Origin of the sequence: Alkalibacterium kapii (assembly GCF_007988865.1) — a bacterium.
Lineage (GTDB): Bacteria > Bacillota > Bacilli > Lactobacillales > Carnobacteriaceae_A > Alkalibacterium > Alkalibacterium kapii.
In genome coordinates, this window is record NZ_BJUY01000002.1 from 115,352 (window position 1) to 132,603 (window position 17,252).

Below are 17,252 nucleotides of genomic sequence, written 5' to 3' on the forward strand. Positions count from 1 at the left end.
AAAAATGCACCGATACTTAGGCAAAAAAAGCTGAGACTGAGAGTCCCAGCTTTTTCATTATAATGATTTACCAGCAACTGATATTAGTCAAAGCTGTATTGAGCACCTTCAGAGTAGGTGTTGGCAGCATCCCATAGAAGGAATTCATTGACTCCGTGATCATTAAGTGCACGGACTTGTTCGCTGACTTCCTTGGCACCATAGTTTTTATACCAGCCAGAACCCAGATAAGAAGCGGTAAAGTCCTGAATCCATGGACGAGAGATAGGCGCATCATCACCCAATTTATCTAGTACTTCGTTTTCATATTCCATATAGTTGGAAACGACGTTATACGGTTCCAAATCCGGTTTAGCTATGCCAAGTGAACCAGGACCCCAGTGACTAGGGTAGATCATAGAAGAAATAACATCGACGTTTTCAGAAATACGTGAGAAGTTCTGTCCGATGCCGGGTGTTTCTTCAATAGTAGCTGAATAACCAAAAATGTCTACAGATAAGTCGACATCAAAAGGCTGGAGTTCCTGATGTGCATATTCAACAAAGTCAGTAACTGCTTCGACACGTTTTTTGACACTATTTAAATCGCTGTTTTCATATTCTCCTAAAGAGTATTGTAATTCGTCGTCGCGTAATTCAAAACCTTCAGCAAAACGGACGTAGTCGAATTGGATATCCTTGAATCCCATCATTGCGGCTTGTTTTGCTACCTCTATATTATAGTCCCAGACTTCTTTCAAGAAGGGATTAACAAAGCCATGGCCAGCACGGTTCGTCCATACAGAACCGTCTGGATTTTTAAATGAAAGGTCAGGACGTTCTTTTGCCAGTAGTGTGTCTTTAAACACCACGATACGTGCTATCGGATAAATATCATTCTCTTCAAGATGAGCCATCAATTCTTTTGAATCGACCCAGTTTTTCATGTTCGCATTGATCATGTCATTATCAGATTCAAACGGCATGGTAATAAAACCAGTATCGTCTTTAACATCGATAACCATCGAGTTCAGCTCTGTATCATTTAGCAGCTGGATCAGAGGTTCCATGCGAGCGCCGCCAGCAGAATTGGCTGTTACGAAAACACCTTTGACACCATCTTCAGGGTAGTCGATATTTACGCCACTGTCATACTTGAACTGGCTGGGGAATTCATCAGGCACTTTAAGTAAGGGCTCATTATTGAGTGTGAGATAAGTTGTTTCGGACTCTTCTTCTGATTCCTCGGCGTGAACGGATGTGTTCATGAGGCCGCTTAATGTTAAAACCGCAGCGGAACCAAACAGTGTTTTTTTTAATAATTTACTCATTTACTTGCTCCTCACTTTCGCTGTCTACAGATTGAATCAATTCTGGATCAAGCAGTTCATAATCTTTTTCTCTTAAGCCATCAATGATTGCAGGAGTGGCTTCAGTTGTCCAGGTTCGGTCATGCATAAGCAAGTTAGAGCCGGGGACCAGCAATTCTGTATTCAGCATAATATCAGTCAACGCAGCCGCATCTTGATATTCAGGCTCCCAGTCATATCCGTATGTCCAATTCATTAAAGACATGCCTTCTTCTTTGACCAGCTGTTTGGAATAGTCAGTATTTTGTCCGAAAGGTGCACGGAAGAAACGAGGCGGTGTCCCAGTAATTTCTTCAACCAATTCGCTCGTTCGCATGATTTCCTCTTTTTGCTTTTCTTCAGAAATCGACTGCAGGCTTGCATGGGTTTGTGTATGGTTACCAATAGTAAAGCCCATATCATAAATTTCTTTAAGTGCTTCTTTACCTTCATCGCTTTCCAGATACATGCCGTTTACAAAGAAAATAGCCGGAGCATCTTTTTCAACAAGGATATTGGCAATTTCCAGGGCGTGCTTGTCAGGGGCATCATCATAAGTTAAAAGAGCTACATTTTTATTGGCTTCTTTACCATCGATCACACTTATATAAGCAAGATTATCCGTTACTTTGTATAAGCGCTCAGGTGCTTCTGAGACTTCATCTTCTGATTCCTCATCGGTCGTATCTTCAGCATCTCCCTCTGTTTCCTCAGTTGACTCTTCAGTATCTTCAGTATTTTCAGCTGAACCTTCAATGTCAGCAGAGTCTTGTTGAGTTGATTCTGTATCTTCGATTTCAATGGTTCCTTGACTTTCTTCAGCACTACAGGCTGCTAAAAGAAGGGAAGATGACAATAGGGTAGAAAAAAGTATTTTTTTCATTAGTTATTCTCCTTATTCATTTTCAGTTAGTTCTGTTTCGATAGATGACTGTAATGTCGATAGTCGTTCATCCATGGTGACAAGATCCTCATCAAGGGTCATGAGTGGGTCGCTTAAACTTTCGCGTTCCTCATTGAGTGACTTGATCCCATTGACAAAGTCTTCGTAAGTTGCATCGTCATTTGAGATTTCAGCAAAAAATTCTCTCTCAGAAGCCAAAGAATCCTTATAAGATTCGGTATAATTCACAAGATCTGATTCGAAGGTATCCACAGCGTCATTTAATTCTTTTATTTCGCTGGGGTCTAGAAGCTCTCCTTCATAAGAAGTCAGTATATCCTGCTGAGCTTGGAAATCTTCTTGTACACTTTGAAGATCGTTCAATAGGTCTTCACGTGCAGTAATGTTTTCAAAAACAGGTGAGGATTCATCTTTCAATGTTTTTAACTCTTCATCTGTCTCAAGTGTTTCACTGAACTGAGCCTGCAAATCAGTCTCTGTTTCCGATAATTTGTTCAACTCTGTCACTGTTTCATCGGAAATACGTTCAATTTCATTTGTTGCTTCCTGCATACCTTCTAAATTTTCTGAATCACAGCCAGCTAAAAAAAGAGGTATTGCTGTCAGTGAAAGAAGTGCCCACCTTTTATTTGTCATTATATAAACTCCCTTTAAGTTTGATCGTATAGTTACAATTTAAAGTATCTAGTAGAGTATAGCAAATATTTATCACTATTAAAACACACAACTTTGTATGAAAGCATTTAAAAGATAATAATTTTGTATAAAAGCGTCATTACAAGTTGCTTTTGTGCTCGGTCAATATAAATCAAGGTAGGTTTTAACCGAAAAATATTGTACAATAACAGAGAGGTCCATTCAGAAAAGGAGTTTATTATGCTAATCTATTACATTATATCGCTTGTTGTTGTTTTAATCGATCAATTGACCAAGTATCTAACACTTGAAAATATTCCTCTGCATGGGACTGTAGAAGCTATCCCTTCTATTTTATCCTTCACCTATTTCAGGAATACAGGAGCTGCGTGGAGCATCTTGGAAGGACAGATGGTTTTCTTTTATATTGTCACGGTAATCGTCATCGGAGTGATCATTTATTATATGCAGACCCAGGGGAAAAACGATAAGGCTTTCGCTTTCGCCCTTAGTCTCATACTAGGGGGAGCGATCGGCAATTTTATCGACCGTCTATTCCTTAATTATGTTGTTGATATGATCCGTCTGGAATTCATTGATTTTCCAATCTTTAATGTGGCAGACATGTCATTGTCAGTAGGCGTAATTTTCATGATTCTTTACTTGTTTTATGATGAGTGGAAAGAACACAAACAAAAGAAAGTTGGAATGAAGTAAATGGATAAAACAGAACAGTTTCAGATAACTGATGAAAAGGGACGACTGGATAAATACTTAAGTAGTGCTTTAAATGAACATTCGCGCAGTCAAGTGCAGAGCTGGATTAAAGAAGGCCTCGTCACTGTTAACAATGAAGTGGCTAAAGCTAATTATAAAATTCAACCAGGCGATACCATTCATGCAACAATCAAAGAGGCAGAAGAAATAGATGCCCAGCCGGAAGATATCGCTATCACAATTGTTTATGAAGATTCAGATGTTGTGGTTATTGACAAACCATCTGGAATGGTTGTTCACCCATCACTGGGTCACCCAAGCGGGACACTTGTCAATGCGCTGCTTTATCATGTCAAAGATTTGTCTGGGATCAACGGAAAAATCAGACCAGGTATCGTGCACCGTATCGATAAAGATACCTCAGGCTTATTGATGGTGGCAAAAAATGACTTAGCCCATGAAAAACTGGCGGAACAATTACAGAATAAAACTGCTGGACGTGAATATATCGCTCTTGTTCATGGCGTTATCGAAAATGACAAAGGAACGATCGATGCACCCATTGGAAGAGATCCCAAAAACCGTAAAAAGTTCACTGTGATCGAAGAAGGAAAACCTTCTGTGACGCATTTTGAAGTGATTGAACGATTCAGTGAATACACATTGCTGCGCTTGAATTTAGAGACAGGTCGTACGCACCAGATCAGAGTGCATTTGGAATATATTGGCTACCGTATGGCAGGGGATCCACTTTATGGACCACGAAAAACATTGAAAGGGAACGGGCAGTTTCTTCATGCCGCTTCTTTAAGCTTTGACCATCCTCGTACGGGTGAACACTTAACATTTCAAGCTGACTTACCTGAGGAGTTTCAGGAAACACTCGACTGGGTAAGAAGACGATAAATAACGAGAGGAGAATAGCTGATGTCAAACGTTGTTTCTATACTGGATGATAAAGCACTTGGCCGGGCATTGACGCGCATGTCCTATGAAATTATCGAACGCAATAAAGGAACAGAAGATTTATTACTTGCTGGGATCAAGACACGTGGTGTATTCATTGCCCGTCGTCTAGCGGAAAAAATTCAAGAAATAGAAGGGGCACACGTACCGGTGGGAGAACTTGATATCACATTGTATCGTGATGACCGGCACTTTAATGATGACAGAGAGGAACCTGAAGTAAAGGGACAGGATTTTCCAGTGGATGTGCAAGGGAAAGTCGTCATATTAGTGGATGACGTTATCTTCACCGGACGTACGATTCGTGCGGCCATGGACGCTGTGATCGATTTGGGGCGTCCAGAAAAGATCATGGTGGCCTCTTTGACTGACAGGGGACACAGAGAAATTCCGATCAAAGCAGATTTTGTCGGAAAAAACATTCCTACTTCAAAAAAAGAACGTGTAAAAGTGTCCATGACAGAATGTGACGGCAGGGATGCAGTGGAAATAATCAAGGCAAACTAAAAAAGGATGCAAGTGAGAAGTATAAACTCATTTGCATCCTTTCTGTTTTTATGCTTATTCTGTTACCTCATATGCATGGACGTATACTCCAACTCACAGCTTTTATAATTCATGTGGTCGGTTTGAGTTCACGTACTTTTTCATCACTAGGCGTCACGTAATACGTTGATTGTCCTTCATAAATAACAAAGCCGGGTTTTGCTCCATTCGGTTTTTTTATATGTTTGACTTGAACAACATCTACTGGAACGGAAGAAGACAGCCGGTATTTACTATAATATGCTGCTAGTAAACACGCTTCTTCAATCGTTGTTTCTGTCGGATCCATATCTTCAATGATGACATGTGATCCCGGGATGTCTTTAGCATGTGCCCACCAGTGTTTTTTATGAGCTCTTTTCAAGGTCAGCTCATCATTTTGTGTATTGTTTTTACCTACTAGAATGCGTGTACCGTCAGATGAAACGAATACTTCCGGTTTAGATTTTTTATTCTTTTTATTTCGATCTTTTTTACTTTTTTTCTTTTTCAAGTAATTCTCGGATCGCAGTTCTTCCCGAATGTCTTCAACATCCGACGTGCTGGCGATAGATAACTGCGTCAGGACTGAATCAAAGTAATTCAACTCATGACGTGTACTTTTCAGCTGCTTAGTTAAATGACTTTTTGCATTTTTAAGTTTCTGATAACGTGAGAAATAGTACTGGGCGTTTTCAGCTGGTGATTTTTTTGGATCCAGTTCGATCGTTAAAGGTGCTTCTTCCTCGTAGAAATTGGGAAGCGTGACCGACGTATCACCTTGTTCGACTTCGTGAAGGTAGGCCGTCAAGACTTCTCCTTTAACTTTATAGTCGTCTGCTTTTTCTGTTTGGGCCAGTTCTTTTTTTAATTTCTGAATTTTCTTTTTATTTTTCTGGTACAGATTCTTAACTAAATGGCTTAAATCATTAGACTGCTGGTGGACACGGTCTCTTTCAGCTTTATTTTGATAGTAACGATCCATCAATTGGCTTAAAGATTCAAACGTCAGTCTTTCACCGTCTAAAGACTGATAAGGAACAGGAGAAAAGAATTCCTTCTGATTCTGCTTTGTTAATGTAGGTTCCAAGTCTTTTGTCTTAAAAGGAGCCATAAAATGCTGAAAAATAACTTTTGGTGCATCGTCAGTGTTGTTATTCAACCGGTAAGCCAGTTCTTCCGCAGAGTCTTTACCAAACCCCTGGAAAGTCTGCTGGATCCATTTAACTTTTTCTTTGAAAACAAGATCCACTACAGGAAAAGATCCCTCATAATCGAATGGATTTTTTTTGTCTTGACTGGGTGCTTCCACATAATCGAAACCCGGAAGCAAGGTTCGATATGAATTCTGACTTGCAGGAACATGACGGATCGTATCGATCAGTTTATTATTTTCTGTGTTCACAAGCAAAACATTACTGTGTCGTCCCATGATTTCAATGATGAGAGAAAGGTATTCGGTATCTCCCAGCTCATTACGTTTATTAAAGGTGAATGTCAGGACACGATCGTTTTCTGTCTGCTCGATCGACTCGATGATTGCACCATCCAAATACTTACGGAGCACCATACAATAGTTGGGAGGCTGTGCGGGATTATCATAAGGGATCTCAGTCAGCTGAACCCGCGCGTATTGGGGGTGGGCAGATAATAACAGTGACTTGTTTTTACGGTTGGCTCTTATTTTTAAAATCACTTCATTGTCATATGGCTGGTGGATTTTTGAAATGCGTCCACCAATCAGTTCATCGGCTAATTCATCTCTTAAACCGTGAACAAAAAGGCCGTCAAAAGACATTTCGTATCACTCCTATCTATAAAAACTCTATATCAGTATAGCATTAAATGAATACCCGTTCCAACTCTCAACTTCTTATTGCCGAAGGATCGGCAGCATGCTATAGTTGACGTATACAAATAGACAGAGAAGAAAGAGGGGTATCATGGAAAATGTAAAGAATGCGATACAACTGCTGGACAAAGTAACTGAATTAAATCAACATTATAAATACCTGACCGATCATTTAATGCACGAATTGGGTTTATCTCACTCGACAATCAATCTTATAGAGTTCATTGGAGAAGAAGAGATGACTCTAAAGGAAATCACAAAGAAAAGTCGGTTGGATAAATCAACCGTCAGCCGCCAGATGAATGCACTGGTTCGCAAAGAATTAGTGACGAAAACAACGGGTACCGACAAACGGTTTGTCTACTTCAAGTTGAATGATCAAGCTAATAAGGTATACAGCAACTATCAGCTGAAATTGGAAGAAAAATTTAAAAGTATCGTTTCCGGCTGGACAGAAGAAGAGGCGCATATGCTGACAGTGCTACTTGGCCGATTGAACCGCAGCATGAATAATCGTATGAATTGATTTATTTATAATAGAGCTTCAAAAAGGAGTAACGTTATGTCATTGAACCGAAAAAAATCAAAATCACGCCGAATAGCCTTGCTGGGTATCTTAACGGCGATTATACTGATACAGAATTTTGTGCCATTTTTAGGCAACATCCCCATACCACCGCTTAATCCAACGATCATTCACATAACCGTGATCGTTGCGACTTTGACAATGAGCACGACCGACGGAATGATCATCGGAGGGATATGGGGCATAACGCGTATGATACGTGCCTATACAATGCCGGCAACCCCTCTGGATTTAATGCTTTGGACGAACCCGATGATAGCCCTGCTTCCTCGTATACTGATCGGTCTTTTCACCGGCTGGGGTTACGCTTTCTTCAAGCGTGTCTTTTCTAACCGAGACAAGTTGACACTAGTAGGCGCTTCAGTTGTCGGATCGTTCATGAATACAATTTTTGTTCTTTTATTCATTTATCTTTTTTACGGTGAACCATACGCCCAGGCAATAGATGTCGACATCAGCAATCTGGCGGGGGCACTTGCAGTTATAGTAGGAACCAACGGTGTGGCAGAGGCCATTGCAGCAGGCATCATTGCTCCTCTTGTTACTATACCGCTGAGAAAAATCACATCTCAAAAATAATCCACCAGAACAATCTGATAGTAACACTGGCGCAAAGAATGTCGCCACATTGTTATCTTAAATACTCACTAAATAAGTTATAGTATGATACACTTCTAAAAGAGTTGATATAGGCAGGAGGAAAGGAAGTTATCATGAAAAGATCACGCTTAGACAATAACAAACAAAACAATAATAAAAATAATGTTAAAACAGAAAAGATATATTACATCGTTATAGCTGTATTACTGGTCATTTTAGGGGGGCTAGTTGTATTTATCTTTGCAAGCCAGAGCAATAGTGATGTGACTGAGGATCAAAATGCGACACCTGAGCCCGAAGTTATAACTGAAGCAGAGCAAGGCAGCGGTGACGAACCGGATACTGAAAATGATCCCGACCAAGAGGCGACTAATGATTCTGAAGAGTCCGTTGCAAACGAAAAAGAATCCGTACAAAACTCTGAGGAAACGTCCGAAGAAGAGAATAATGAACAGAATGAATCGGCAGAAGAAAGCGACACAGGTGACTCTTCTCAAGACTCTAATGATACAGAAAATGCAGATGAACAAGAGATGTCTGACTCAGAGATCGATGAAAATGCACCACTCAACGAAAGTTATACGATCGACTTTGGAAATGGTTCCGGAGACCGTAACGCTATCGCTCAGAATGCCAGCGCCGTAAGTGGGATCGATCAGGGGAGCATGATTACCTGGTGGGTTGGAAACAATGGTCCCGGCCGGGCATTCACAGTGGTTTCAGACAGTAACCAAACGACTGTCTACCGTGTATACTTGCAACGTGGCGAAGGAAAGTGGCACGTTACCGCTGCTGAGGAACTGGACGGCATCCCTTCAGAATACCGATAAACCTTAACTTGATATTACCTGAGCTTCTAAAGAAACCAGTTATACTGGAGCTTTCTTTAGAAGTTTTTTACTGAAAGGAACAAAATGAGCTCGCTCATTTTGTTATCCTTTTTTTTGGTTTAATAACTTAGTTCTCTTAGAAGGCTTTTTTGGCGACCGGCGTTCGTTCTTTTTGATCAGTGCTGACTTTTTTTATGATCTTCGGCTCATATAAATGACAAGGCTCTCTTGAATCGTCCGAAGTAAGCAAACTTCGGCTCATAAAAATGACAAGGCTCTCTTGAACCGTCCGAAGTTAATCAATCTTCGGCTCATAAAAATGACAAGGCTCTCTTGAATCGTCCGAAGTAAGCAAACTTTGACATTATGATTACGATCTCCAACTGGAACAAGCCGAACTTTACGCATTTCGGCTTGTTCTTTCCCCAAGGCAGATCCTATCTATCAAACTGTCAAAACCCCTGTTGAAATATCTAAATTACTGAGCGATAGAGACTGTTCTCTTTCGTCAAATCAGTTCTTTCATGGTAAACTGGTATTAAATAATCGAGGAGGGTGACGATGAAACAGCCAAACAGTAAATACAATATGATCCAGGAGATTTTAGAGAAAACTGAATCGGAAATTGAAAAAATGAGTCCAGTCAACATACTGATTGCAGGAAAAACGGGTGTTGGTAAAAGTACACTCATTAATAATGTTTTTCGTGAAAAGTTAGCGGATACGGGTATTGGTAAACCGGTCACCAAACATCTTCGTCGTATCAGCAAAGAAGGCGTTCCGATCGTTTTATATGACACAAGAGGCCTTGAACTGCATCAGAAAGTGCAAAAACAGGTGATGAAGGAAATCTTTGACCTTGTAGAAGAAAAGAAACACTCGAAAGAAGCGATCCATGCGGTTTATTATTGTATCCAGGCGAATTCTTCGCGTATTGAAGATGTTGAGATCGAATTGATCAAAAATATTTCTGAAATACTCCCAGTCATTCTTGTGCTGACGCAATCGATCGGCAAACCCGCGGATGATTTCAATAGATACTTGGAAGATATGAACTTACCCGTGGCGGCTGTGCAAAATGTCATGTCTGAGCCTTATGAAATCTCAGATGATTATGTTATCCCACGCTTTGGCTTAAAGCAATTGATTGAAAAAACACTGCAACTGATCCCAAAGGAGAGCCGGGAAGCTTTTAATAACGCCCAGCAGGCAGATATTGAACGTAAAGCTAAAGCTGCTAGACGCTGGGCTGCCCGATATGTTGCAACAACGTTCGGCGTCGGTTTTGCCCCGATTCCTTTTTCAGACGCTTCCGTACTGGTTCCGATGCAGGTCACGTTGCTGGCTCATATAACAGCGATATTTGGTATCTCCATGGATAAATCAACGATCGTCAGTATCATAGCGGCGGTTGGCGGAACCGGATCAGCAACTATGATAGGGAAAACTGTCGTAGCCAATGCTTTTAAGTTCATCCCCGGAGTAGGAACAATCGTAGGTGGAATTATCAGCGGGACTACTGCTTCCATAGTTACGAGTGCCTTATCGCTCAGTTATATCGAAGTCTTGAGCATCATTGCTACCAAAGAAAAAAATGGCGAAAGCATTGACTTGGGACTACTAGAACGCCTGATGCGTAAGCAATTCAAAAAGAATATAAAAATGAATCGTAAGGAATTGAAAACAAAAGATATGGAATTCGATGGCGATGAAGCTCTGAGTGACGCACTGAATACGTATACTGATCTGGAGGATGAAACCAGGCAGTCCGTTTCTTTTCCAAAAAAAGTGACGCGAACTGTTACTAAATTCATAAAAAAACATTTGCCATAAAAATCAACTAAAATTTACTACTGACTTTAAATAAACAGAAAGACGTGAGGGCGGTTTCTTACATCTTTCTGTTTTTGTTACGGCTGATCCAAATCAGATCCCTACATATTTCCTGGCTGTTTTCTGTTATAATGCAAAAGAATCCATAACTTTAGGAGTGAACTGAAATGAAAAAAAACCGTCATAATCAATCTAGAAAAAGAACGAATAAGCGTCGTAAAAGCACAACGCAACCCAATAAACGCGGCGTCACTAATTATAACGTCGAAGAAAAAACAACACTGTTGCCCTTCTTACTTTCTGTCATTACCAATAAAAGCCGTAATTCTGTGAAATCCATCCTGACTCGCGGACAAGTAACCGTTGATGGAGAGGAAACCACCAAACATAATCATCCTCTTGAACCAGGTCAAACAGTTGGGGTGCTAAGTAATAAGGAATCTAAAAAACGTTCCGAATTAGCTGGACTGACTATTTTGCATGAAGATCGTGATATCATCGTCATAAACAAAGAAGCCGGACTTTTATCTGTTGCTGCAGATGATCCCACTGAACCGACAGCGTATAACCAGCTCAGTGACTATGTGAAAAAAGAAAATCCGGATAATAAAATCTTTGTCGTTCATCGCTTGGACAGAGATACATCTGGGGTCATGCTCTATGCAAAGTCGGAAGACATTCAGCAAGCCTTGCAAAAAGATTGGAAAAACACTGTAAAAGAACGCATTTATACGGCTTTAGCTGAGGGCAGTGTGTCACAGGACCAGGGCAGCTTATCTTCTTGGTTGAAAGAAAGTAAAGGCATCAGAATGTATTCTAACCAGGAAGATAACGGAGGAAAACATGCGGTGACACATTACCGTAAAGTTTTAGGTAATGAGAATTATTCACTTTTAGAAATGGAACTTGAAACAGGGCGCAAGCATCAAATAAGGGCTCATCTTAAAGATATAGGTCATCCGATCGCCGGCGATAAGCTGTATGGAGCTGAAACTAACCCGATCAAGCGGCTGGGTCTCCATGCAACGACGCTGGTTCTGGTTCATCCAGGTACCAATAAACTCGTACGTTATACCTCTGAAGTACCCGGTTCATTTTTAAAACGAGTGAAGTAATGACCAGTTAAAATCATGCTGCTTAACTATCCGTAAAAAAGATAAACTGATTCAATAGTTGTCTTTAAGAAATCATTCCAGTGAGTCTAGACCTATAGAGAGGCGTGAGAGTGTGGCAACTTATATCCGTTCCATTGGACAGGGTTTAAAAAATAACATAGGCATCATTCTTTTGTTAGTCTTTATCTGGGTTTTGCTGGTTGAACAGTTTTCTCTAAGGGCTTTTCTAACTGGGTTATTTGTTTCTATAACAGTTGTGTTTTTCACAAATCGCTTCTTGCTTGAAGAAAACTATCAAAGAAAATACATCATAGGACTGATAACTTTTCTTGAATATGGCTTGCGACTGTTTAAAGGGATATGGGTCTCCGGTTTCAGTGTGATCCCACACATTTTATCAGGAAAAGCTGACGTACAAATCATAACCTGTGAAACAAAACTGACAGATGAGTTGCTGGTCAATATTTTGGCAAATTCCATCACGTTGACCCCCGGCACGGTTACCGTTGATAAAAAAGGCAGTCGACTTCAAGTTCTCGCATTGAATCCACCCGCTGAAGATGAAAACGCGAGAGATGTGATCCCTTATAAATTGGAGAAGGTTCTTTTACGCTATGAAAAAAGCGCCAATAGAAAAGCATAAAGTCAAGGCTATGAAAAAACAGGAGGAAAACAAATGAATTTTGATGAGATCGTTCTGATCATTGTAGCATTACTGTCTGTGTTCGAATTAGGCAGGGTACTTATCGGACCCACGATATATGATCGTATGCTTGGCTTTGCTGTTTTTTCTTCCAAAGTCATCGTGACAGCCGTCATCATAGGGACTATAAATGAACGGACCTTCTTTCTCGATATTGCCCTCATTTATGGCGTGCTCGGTTTTATCAGTACGATCATGCTCTCCCGCTTTGTTGAAAGAAGGGGGGATATCTGATGAGTCAATGGATTACTCTAGCTGGGAACATTATAATCATTATAGGACTGGTTTTCATGACGCTTGGAGTCCTAGGGATTTACAGGTTCAACGACTATTTTTCCCGAATCCTGATCACTTCCAAAGTCGACACTGTAGGGTTTTTAACGATCATGGTCGGTTTCATAATTAAGCACGGCTTGGATTTTTTCAGTGGGAAAATAGTGTTGATCGTTGCTCTTTATATGATCACCAACCCGATCGCTACGCATGCAATCACGCGGTCGGCACATATCAGCGGCTATCGAATCAAAAAGGAGCGGTGACTGTTATGTTTCAGACCTTTCTTCTGACCGGCTTACTCGTCTTCGCCTCCTATGCTGTTTTTTCAGATAACATTAAACGCTCAGTCATTTACTTGGGGATCTTTTCACTTATCATGACGCTGACTTATCTAAACTATAATGCACCAGATGTGGCTTTGGCTGAGGCAGCTATCGGCGTGGGTATTTCAACGGTCATGTACTTAGTCGCAACCAAAAAATTCTCGATTTATGATATCTGCTATGTAAATGAGGATGTAGAAGTATTCAACGATGAAAGCATCAGTGAAATCATGTCAAATGTCGTACGCCCACTTGAAAAGTTCCTGGAACGGACAGAAGGTTTTGAGCCGCAGCTGGCGTATACGAACCATCCCATCGACAAAATCATGCGAGAAGACAATCATGATTTCTATATTCATCGAAAAGGGAACTTGACGTATTTATATGGCAATAAATCAGATCGCGTATTTCTGGACATTGTAGCCAATATGGACAAAGTCATTAAAGACATCAAGGATATACGCGTCATATATATGGATGAGGTGGGTAAAAGTGAAGGAGACGAATAAAGCAATCAATGTCATCCGCGTACTCTTTATTGCTGTGAGTATGATCCTTGTCCTGTTTCATTTTTTAAATCATTCCGAAAAACTTGGGAAACCTCTGATGGATTATTTTACCGCCGGATTTTTAAAAGAAACAGGTGCCCAAAACGCCGTTGCGGCAATCTATTTAGACTATCGCGTCTTTGATACTTTATTTGAAGCCTTAATGCTCTTGGTTTCAGTCATGGAAGTCATCAACGTTTCGTGGGCGCAAAAAGATGTCAGACAGTACTCGATGGACAAGGAACTCTTTAATCGTAAAGATAATTCTGAAATCGTGATCCGCATGGTAGGTGCGATTTATCCTTTCGTTCTGCTGATTGGTTTATACACCATTTTTAACGGACATATCTCTCCAGGCGGCGGTTTTCAAGGCGGTGTTATTTTGGCTACTGCACTGATTTCCCGCTATCTGGTTTGGCCAAACTCTGACTTGGATTTGGTGAAACTGGAAAATTTTGAAAAGCTGCTGTTTCTGGCAATTGTTGCGGCTCCGGTGTTTTATATATTTATGAAAATAGAACCCTTTTATTCACTGATATCGCGACAAACCTACATGATTTTTATGAATGTTCTGATCGGTCTGAAAGTTTTTTCAGGTCTGAGCATCATTTTTTACCGCTTTGTTTTTTACGAAGGGCGGTAGCGCGGGAGAATATTGCCTTGGATTAACGAAACAGTTGACCGCGACAGAATTAAAGAAGTGAGGATGAAACCAATGGATTTTATTTTTGGAGAAATTGCCGGCATTCTGATATTTTTTATTGGTCTTTGCGGTTTAATGATAAATAAATCGATTTTAAAAACAATCATGTCTCTGACTGTTATGGAGTCGGGAATTATACTTTTTTACATCACGATCAATTATTCGCCAGATAGCGTTCCACCCATCGGCCAGGCTCAGGAAGCAGCTTTTGCTGACCCGGTTCCGGCTGCACTAATGATTACTGCCATCGTTATTGGGATAGGCATTACAGCCATCGGACTGACAATGTTCATGCATTATAAACAAAAGCACGGCATCACTCACTGGACCAGAGACCGTGATCAGCAAGGACGTGGACTCTAGTGTTAGGGATATTTGTATTGGCACCTATAATTATTGGAACGATCGCTTACCTTCTGAGAGATGACTGGGCAAAACCACTCATTTTTCTCTTCCAGTTCTCATTCATCATATTCGCAATCAATCAGTTCCTTCTAGTGAAAGCGAGTGGACCTATCGTTTGGAATACAGGAGAGTATACAGATGGCATTGCCCTGAGTCTGTATGCTGACACCCTGTCGATTTTCATGGTGCTTATGACTGCTTTTATTTATTTTACTTTTTTACTTTATGCAGAAAACACCGATTATTTCCATTCGAAATTCTACTTCCTGTTCATGGTTCTACAAGGTCTAATTATTGGACTTTTTTTATCAAGTGATCTCTTTAATATTTTTGTTTTTTCTGAAGTCTCGACCATCGTGGTCTCCATTTTGATCATGATCAATAAAGAGAAGCAAGCCATTTATGATGGGATGATCTATTTTTTTGTAAACGTTCTGGGTTCGTCTTTTCTATTGTTTGGCGCCGGAATGATCTACCGGACGTTTGGTCTTTTAGATCTCCGTGCTATTCAAGCTGCCATGCCTTTGTTGACTGATCCTAAGGCTATGATCCTCCCGTATGCGATGCTCATGGTGGCCGTTTCAAATAAGACAGCGGTCATGCCGCTGTTCAGCTGGCTCCCTAAAGCACACGGAACACCAAGTGCACCACCCGTCATCTCTGCAGTCTTGAGTGGTTTATACATCAAAAGCGGGGTTTACCTTTTTATCCGATTCAATCAAGTATTCGAACCCGCCATTGATATGCAAGCTTTCTTTTTCTGGGTAGGTTTTTTCACATCGGTTCTAGGGGTGATCATGGCTATAGGGCAGCGGGATATGAAATTATTTCTTGCCTACTCGACAGTTTCTCAAGTAGGGCTTATCATTGTAGGACTTAACATGGGGACTGACATTGCTTACTATGGGGCGATTTTCCATATCTTTAATCATGCCTTGTTCAAATCCACATTGTTTTTAAGTGCGGGGCTTATCGAAAAAGAATATGGGGAGCGGAATATTCATAAAATCAGAGGACTGCTTAAGCAGATGCCATGGGTGTCGCTTGCCATTATTCTGTCAATGTTCGGCATCAGCGGCGCCCCGTTCTTTAATGGAAGCATCTCCAAATATATGATTGCCAGCGGAACCAGTCATTCAGGTGTCACTTTGATGCTTAACATCATAAATCTGGGTACGATCTTATCTTATGTCAAATTCTCAACAATGCTTTTCGGTAAAAGGAGAAAGCCTACGTTCATTATTCCTGATACCTTTTCACTTATTGCCGTAGTGACAATGGGAATTGTTACTCTTTTAACGGGTGTGCTGGGAACTGGATTTTCGGATTACTTCTTAGGGTTCAGTCTTCAGATCGATGCAGTTTCTTATGTCAAAAAGGGAATGGTTTACGTGCTGATGCTTTTAGGCAGTATCGTCTTTTATCAAGGTGTGCTGAAACGTGACAAGATCCTTTTGCGTATTGGTGAATCGGAATTGACCTTCAACGGCATTGTTACGGTTATGACAGGTTACTTCATCATGATTTTAATTTTTCTAACTTTTACATTATAAATATGGAATGTAAAAAAGAGCTGAGTTCAGCTCTTTTTTTGTGTAGACACATTGATATTCACTATTTGAGAGGTTTTTCAAGATAGAATACAGTGTTCGACAGATCTTCAAATGAAACGGAGGGGGATGTGTCGAAGTTAGCGAACTTCGGATGATTCAACGCTACAACAGAGTGCAATCTGCCGAATACATAAGAATTTCGATATATTTAAACACCGACTTCAGTAAAACCCGCCAAACAACTAAAAAACATGCCGTTTCCTATATGACCAAAGGGAAAACGGCATGTTTTAAATCATATTAATTATTAAAGAGCTCTTTGAACCACAATTTGATCTCACGCTCCGCACTTTCAAATGAGTCTGAAGCATGAATCGTGTTTTCTGATTTATCTATCCCGTATAAACTGCGCAATGTATTTAAACGAGCGGCTTTTGGATCTGTGACACCTACTAATTCACGTACACGTTTGACAGCATTCCTGCCATCTACTAAAAAGACGACAACGGGGCCACGAGTAAAATAAGTCAGTAAGTCATTAAAGAAAGGTTTATCAGCTAATTCAGCGTAATGCTTTCTGACAAGCGCCATCTCAGGCTGCATTGTTTTTAAATGACTGATCCTTAAATCATTGCGTTCAAATTCCTTGAGCAGATGTCCCGTCAGATTACGTTCAACGCCATCTGGTTTGATGATCACGAGTGTTCTTTCTTCCATTATAATATCCTCCTAGGTTTGTCTAGCTTCATTCATTTTATCACAATGACAGCGCTATACATAAGAAAAACGAATTCCATTATTTAGACACATTGTCTAAAAAAACGGATAAACAACTACACCAGAGAAACT

Annotated in this window: 20 protein-coding genes; 15 read left to right on the top strand and 5 right to left on the bottom strand. The window is 40.4% G+C overall.

What is annotated here, in order from left to right; translation table 11 throughout:
* Positions 1 to 83: 83 nt before the first annotated feature.
* The 3 genes from AKA01nite_RS01450 to AKA01nite_RS01460 are packed head-to-tail and all read right to left on the bottom strand — an operon-like array spanning position 84 to position 2,868.
* Positions 84 to 1,310: a putative glycoside hydrolase gene (locus tag AKA01nite_RS01450; protein WP_146923079.1), complete on the bottom strand. Its 1,227-nt coding sequence runs from the start codon at positions 1,308 to 1,310 to the stop codon at positions 84 to 86.
* Positions 1,303 to 2,211, bottom strand: a complete 909-nt coding sequence (locus AKA01nite_RS01455; RefSeq protein WP_146923081.1) for a polysaccharide deacetylase family protein — start codon at positions 2,209 to 2,211, stop codon at positions 1,303 to 1,305. Before AKA01nite_RS01455 ends, AKA01nite_RS01450 begins: the two co-directional genes overlap by 8 nt.
* A gap of 12 nt (positions 2,212 to 2,223) precedes the next feature.
* A complete protein-coding gene (locus AKA01nite_RS01460; RefSeq protein ID WP_146923083.1) occupies positions 2,224 to 2,868 on the bottom strand; it encodes a YkyA family protein in 645 nt (214 codons plus the stop codon).
* A 240-nt stretch (positions 2,869 to 3,108) separates the two neighbouring features.
* Here AKA01nite_RS01460 and lspA point away from each other — a divergent pair, with 240 nt between their 5' ends.
* The 3 genes from lspA to pyrR are packed head-to-tail and all read left to right on the top strand — an operon-like array spanning position 3,109 to position 5,058.
* On the top strand, positions 3,109 to 3,585 hold the full coding sequence (lspA, locus tag AKA01nite_RS01465; RefSeq protein WP_146923085.1) for a signal peptidase II: 477 nt from the start codon (positions 3,109 to 3,111) through the stop codon (positions 3,583 to 3,585).
* Positions 3,586 to 4,491: an RluA family pseudouridine synthase gene (locus AKA01nite_RS01470; protein WP_146923087.1), complete on the top strand. Its 906-nt coding sequence runs from the start codon at positions 3,586 to 3,588 to the stop codon at positions 4,489 to 4,491. It begins immediately after the preceding gene.
* Between the two features lie 21 nt (positions 4,492 to 4,512).
* Positions 4,513 to 5,058 (top strand): bifunctional pyr operon transcriptional regulator/uracil phosphoribosyltransferase PyrR, encoded by a 546-nt coding sequence (gene pyrR / locus AKA01nite_RS01475; protein WP_146923089.1) that lies wholly within the window; start codon positions 4,513 to 4,515, stop codon positions 5,056 to 5,058.
* A gap of 109 nt (positions 5,059 to 5,167) precedes the next feature.
* Here the strand turns inward: pyrR and AKA01nite_RS01480 are convergent, their stop codons facing one another.
* The gene (locus AKA01nite_RS01480) at positions 5,168 to 6,874 is read right to left on the bottom strand and encodes an NFACT RNA binding domain-containing protein (RefSeq protein ID WP_146923091.1); all 1,707 of its coding nucleotides are present in this window, start codon (positions 6,872 to 6,874) and stop codon (positions 5,168 to 5,170) included.
* 145 nt (positions 6,875 to 7,019) lie between these two features.
* Between AKA01nite_RS01480 and AKA01nite_RS01485 the strand changes: the two genes are divergently transcribed.
* From AKA01nite_RS01485 to AKA01nite_RS01540, 12 genes are all read left to right on the top strand, one after another.
* Positions 7,020 to 7,454, top strand: a complete 435-nt coding sequence (locus AKA01nite_RS01485) for a MarR family winged helix-turn-helix transcriptional regulator (RefSeq protein ID WP_146923093.1) — start codon at positions 7,020 to 7,022, stop codon at positions 7,452 to 7,454.
* Between the two features lie 36 nt (positions 7,455 to 7,490).
* Positions 7,491 to 8,093, top strand: coding sequence for an ECF transporter S component (locus tag AKA01nite_RS01490; RefSeq protein ID WP_307722972.1), 603 nt, complete (start codon positions 7,491 to 7,493; stop codon positions 8,091 to 8,093).
* Between the two features lie 134 nt (positions 8,094 to 8,227).
* Positions 8,228 to 8,944, top strand: coding sequence for a DUF1510 family protein (locus tag AKA01nite_RS01495; protein WP_146923095.1), 717 nt, complete (start codon positions 8,228 to 8,230; stop codon positions 8,942 to 8,944).
* Positions 8,945 to 9,505: 561 nt separating this feature from the next.
* Positions 9,506 to 10,777 (top strand): YcjF family protein, encoded by a 1,272-nt coding sequence (locus tag AKA01nite_RS01500; RefSeq protein WP_146923096.1) that lies wholly within the window; start codon positions 9,506 to 9,508, stop codon positions 10,775 to 10,777.
* Positions 10,778 to 10,944: 167 nt separating this feature from the next.
* Positions 10,945 to 11,892 (top strand): RluA family pseudouridine synthase, encoded by a 948-nt coding sequence (locus AKA01nite_RS01505; RefSeq protein ID WP_146923098.1) that lies wholly within the window; start codon positions 10,945 to 10,947, stop codon positions 11,890 to 11,892.
* A gap of 112 nt (positions 11,893 to 12,004) precedes the next feature.
* The gene (locus AKA01nite_RS01510) at positions 12,005 to 12,535 is read left to right on the top strand and encodes a Na+/H+ antiporter subunit E (RefSeq protein WP_186805050.1); all 531 of its coding nucleotides are present in this window, start codon (positions 12,005 to 12,007) and stop codon (positions 12,533 to 12,535) included.
* 33 nt (positions 12,536 to 12,568) lie between these two features.
* The gene (locus AKA01nite_RS01515; RefSeq protein WP_146923102.1) at positions 12,569 to 12,829 is read left to right on the top strand and encodes an MrpF/PhaF family protein; all 261 of its coding nucleotides are present in this window, start codon (positions 12,569 to 12,571) and stop codon (positions 12,827 to 12,829) included.
* A complete protein-coding gene (mnhG, locus tag AKA01nite_RS01520) occupies positions 12,829 to 13,134 on the top strand; it encodes a monovalent cation/H(+) antiporter subunit G (RefSeq protein ID WP_186805051.1) in 306 nt (101 codons plus the stop codon). The genes AKA01nite_RS01515 and mnhG overlap by 1 nt, the downstream gene beginning before the upstream one ends.
* Positions 13,135 to 13,139: 5 nt before the next feature.
* Complete coding sequence (locus tag AKA01nite_RS01525; protein WP_146923103.1) at positions 13,140 to 13,703, top strand: Na(+)/H(+) antiporter subunit B; 564 nt, start codon at positions 13,140 to 13,142, stop codon at positions 13,701 to 13,703.
* The gene (locus AKA01nite_RS01530; protein ID WP_246116958.1) at positions 13,687 to 14,385 is read left to right on the top strand and encodes an MnhB domain-containing protein; all 699 of its coding nucleotides are present in this window, start codon (positions 13,687 to 13,689) and stop codon (positions 14,383 to 14,385) included. Before AKA01nite_RS01525 ends, AKA01nite_RS01530 begins: the two co-directional genes overlap by 17 nt.
* A 72-nt stretch (positions 14,386 to 14,457) precedes the next feature.
* The gene (locus AKA01nite_RS01535; RefSeq protein WP_146923107.1) at positions 14,458 to 14,808 is read left to right on the top strand and encodes a cation:proton antiporter subunit C; all 351 of its coding nucleotides are present in this window, start codon (positions 14,458 to 14,460) and stop codon (positions 14,806 to 14,808) included.
* Positions 14,808 to 16,403 (top strand): complex I subunit 5 family protein, encoded by a 1,596-nt coding sequence (locus tag AKA01nite_RS01540; RefSeq protein WP_146923109.1) that lies wholly within the window; start codon positions 14,808 to 14,810, stop codon positions 16,401 to 16,403. The genes AKA01nite_RS01535 and AKA01nite_RS01540 overlap by 1 nt, the downstream gene beginning before the upstream one ends.
* A gap of 300 nt (positions 16,404 to 16,703) precedes the next feature.
* Here AKA01nite_RS01540 and ndk read toward each other — a convergent pair whose 3' ends face one another.
* Positions 16,704 to 17,120: a nucleoside-diphosphate kinase gene (gene ndk, locus AKA01nite_RS01545; RefSeq protein ID WP_146923111.1), complete on the bottom strand. Its 417-nt coding sequence runs from the start codon at positions 17,118 to 17,120 to the stop codon at positions 16,704 to 16,706.
* Positions 17,121 to 17,252 lie beyond the last annotated feature (132 nt).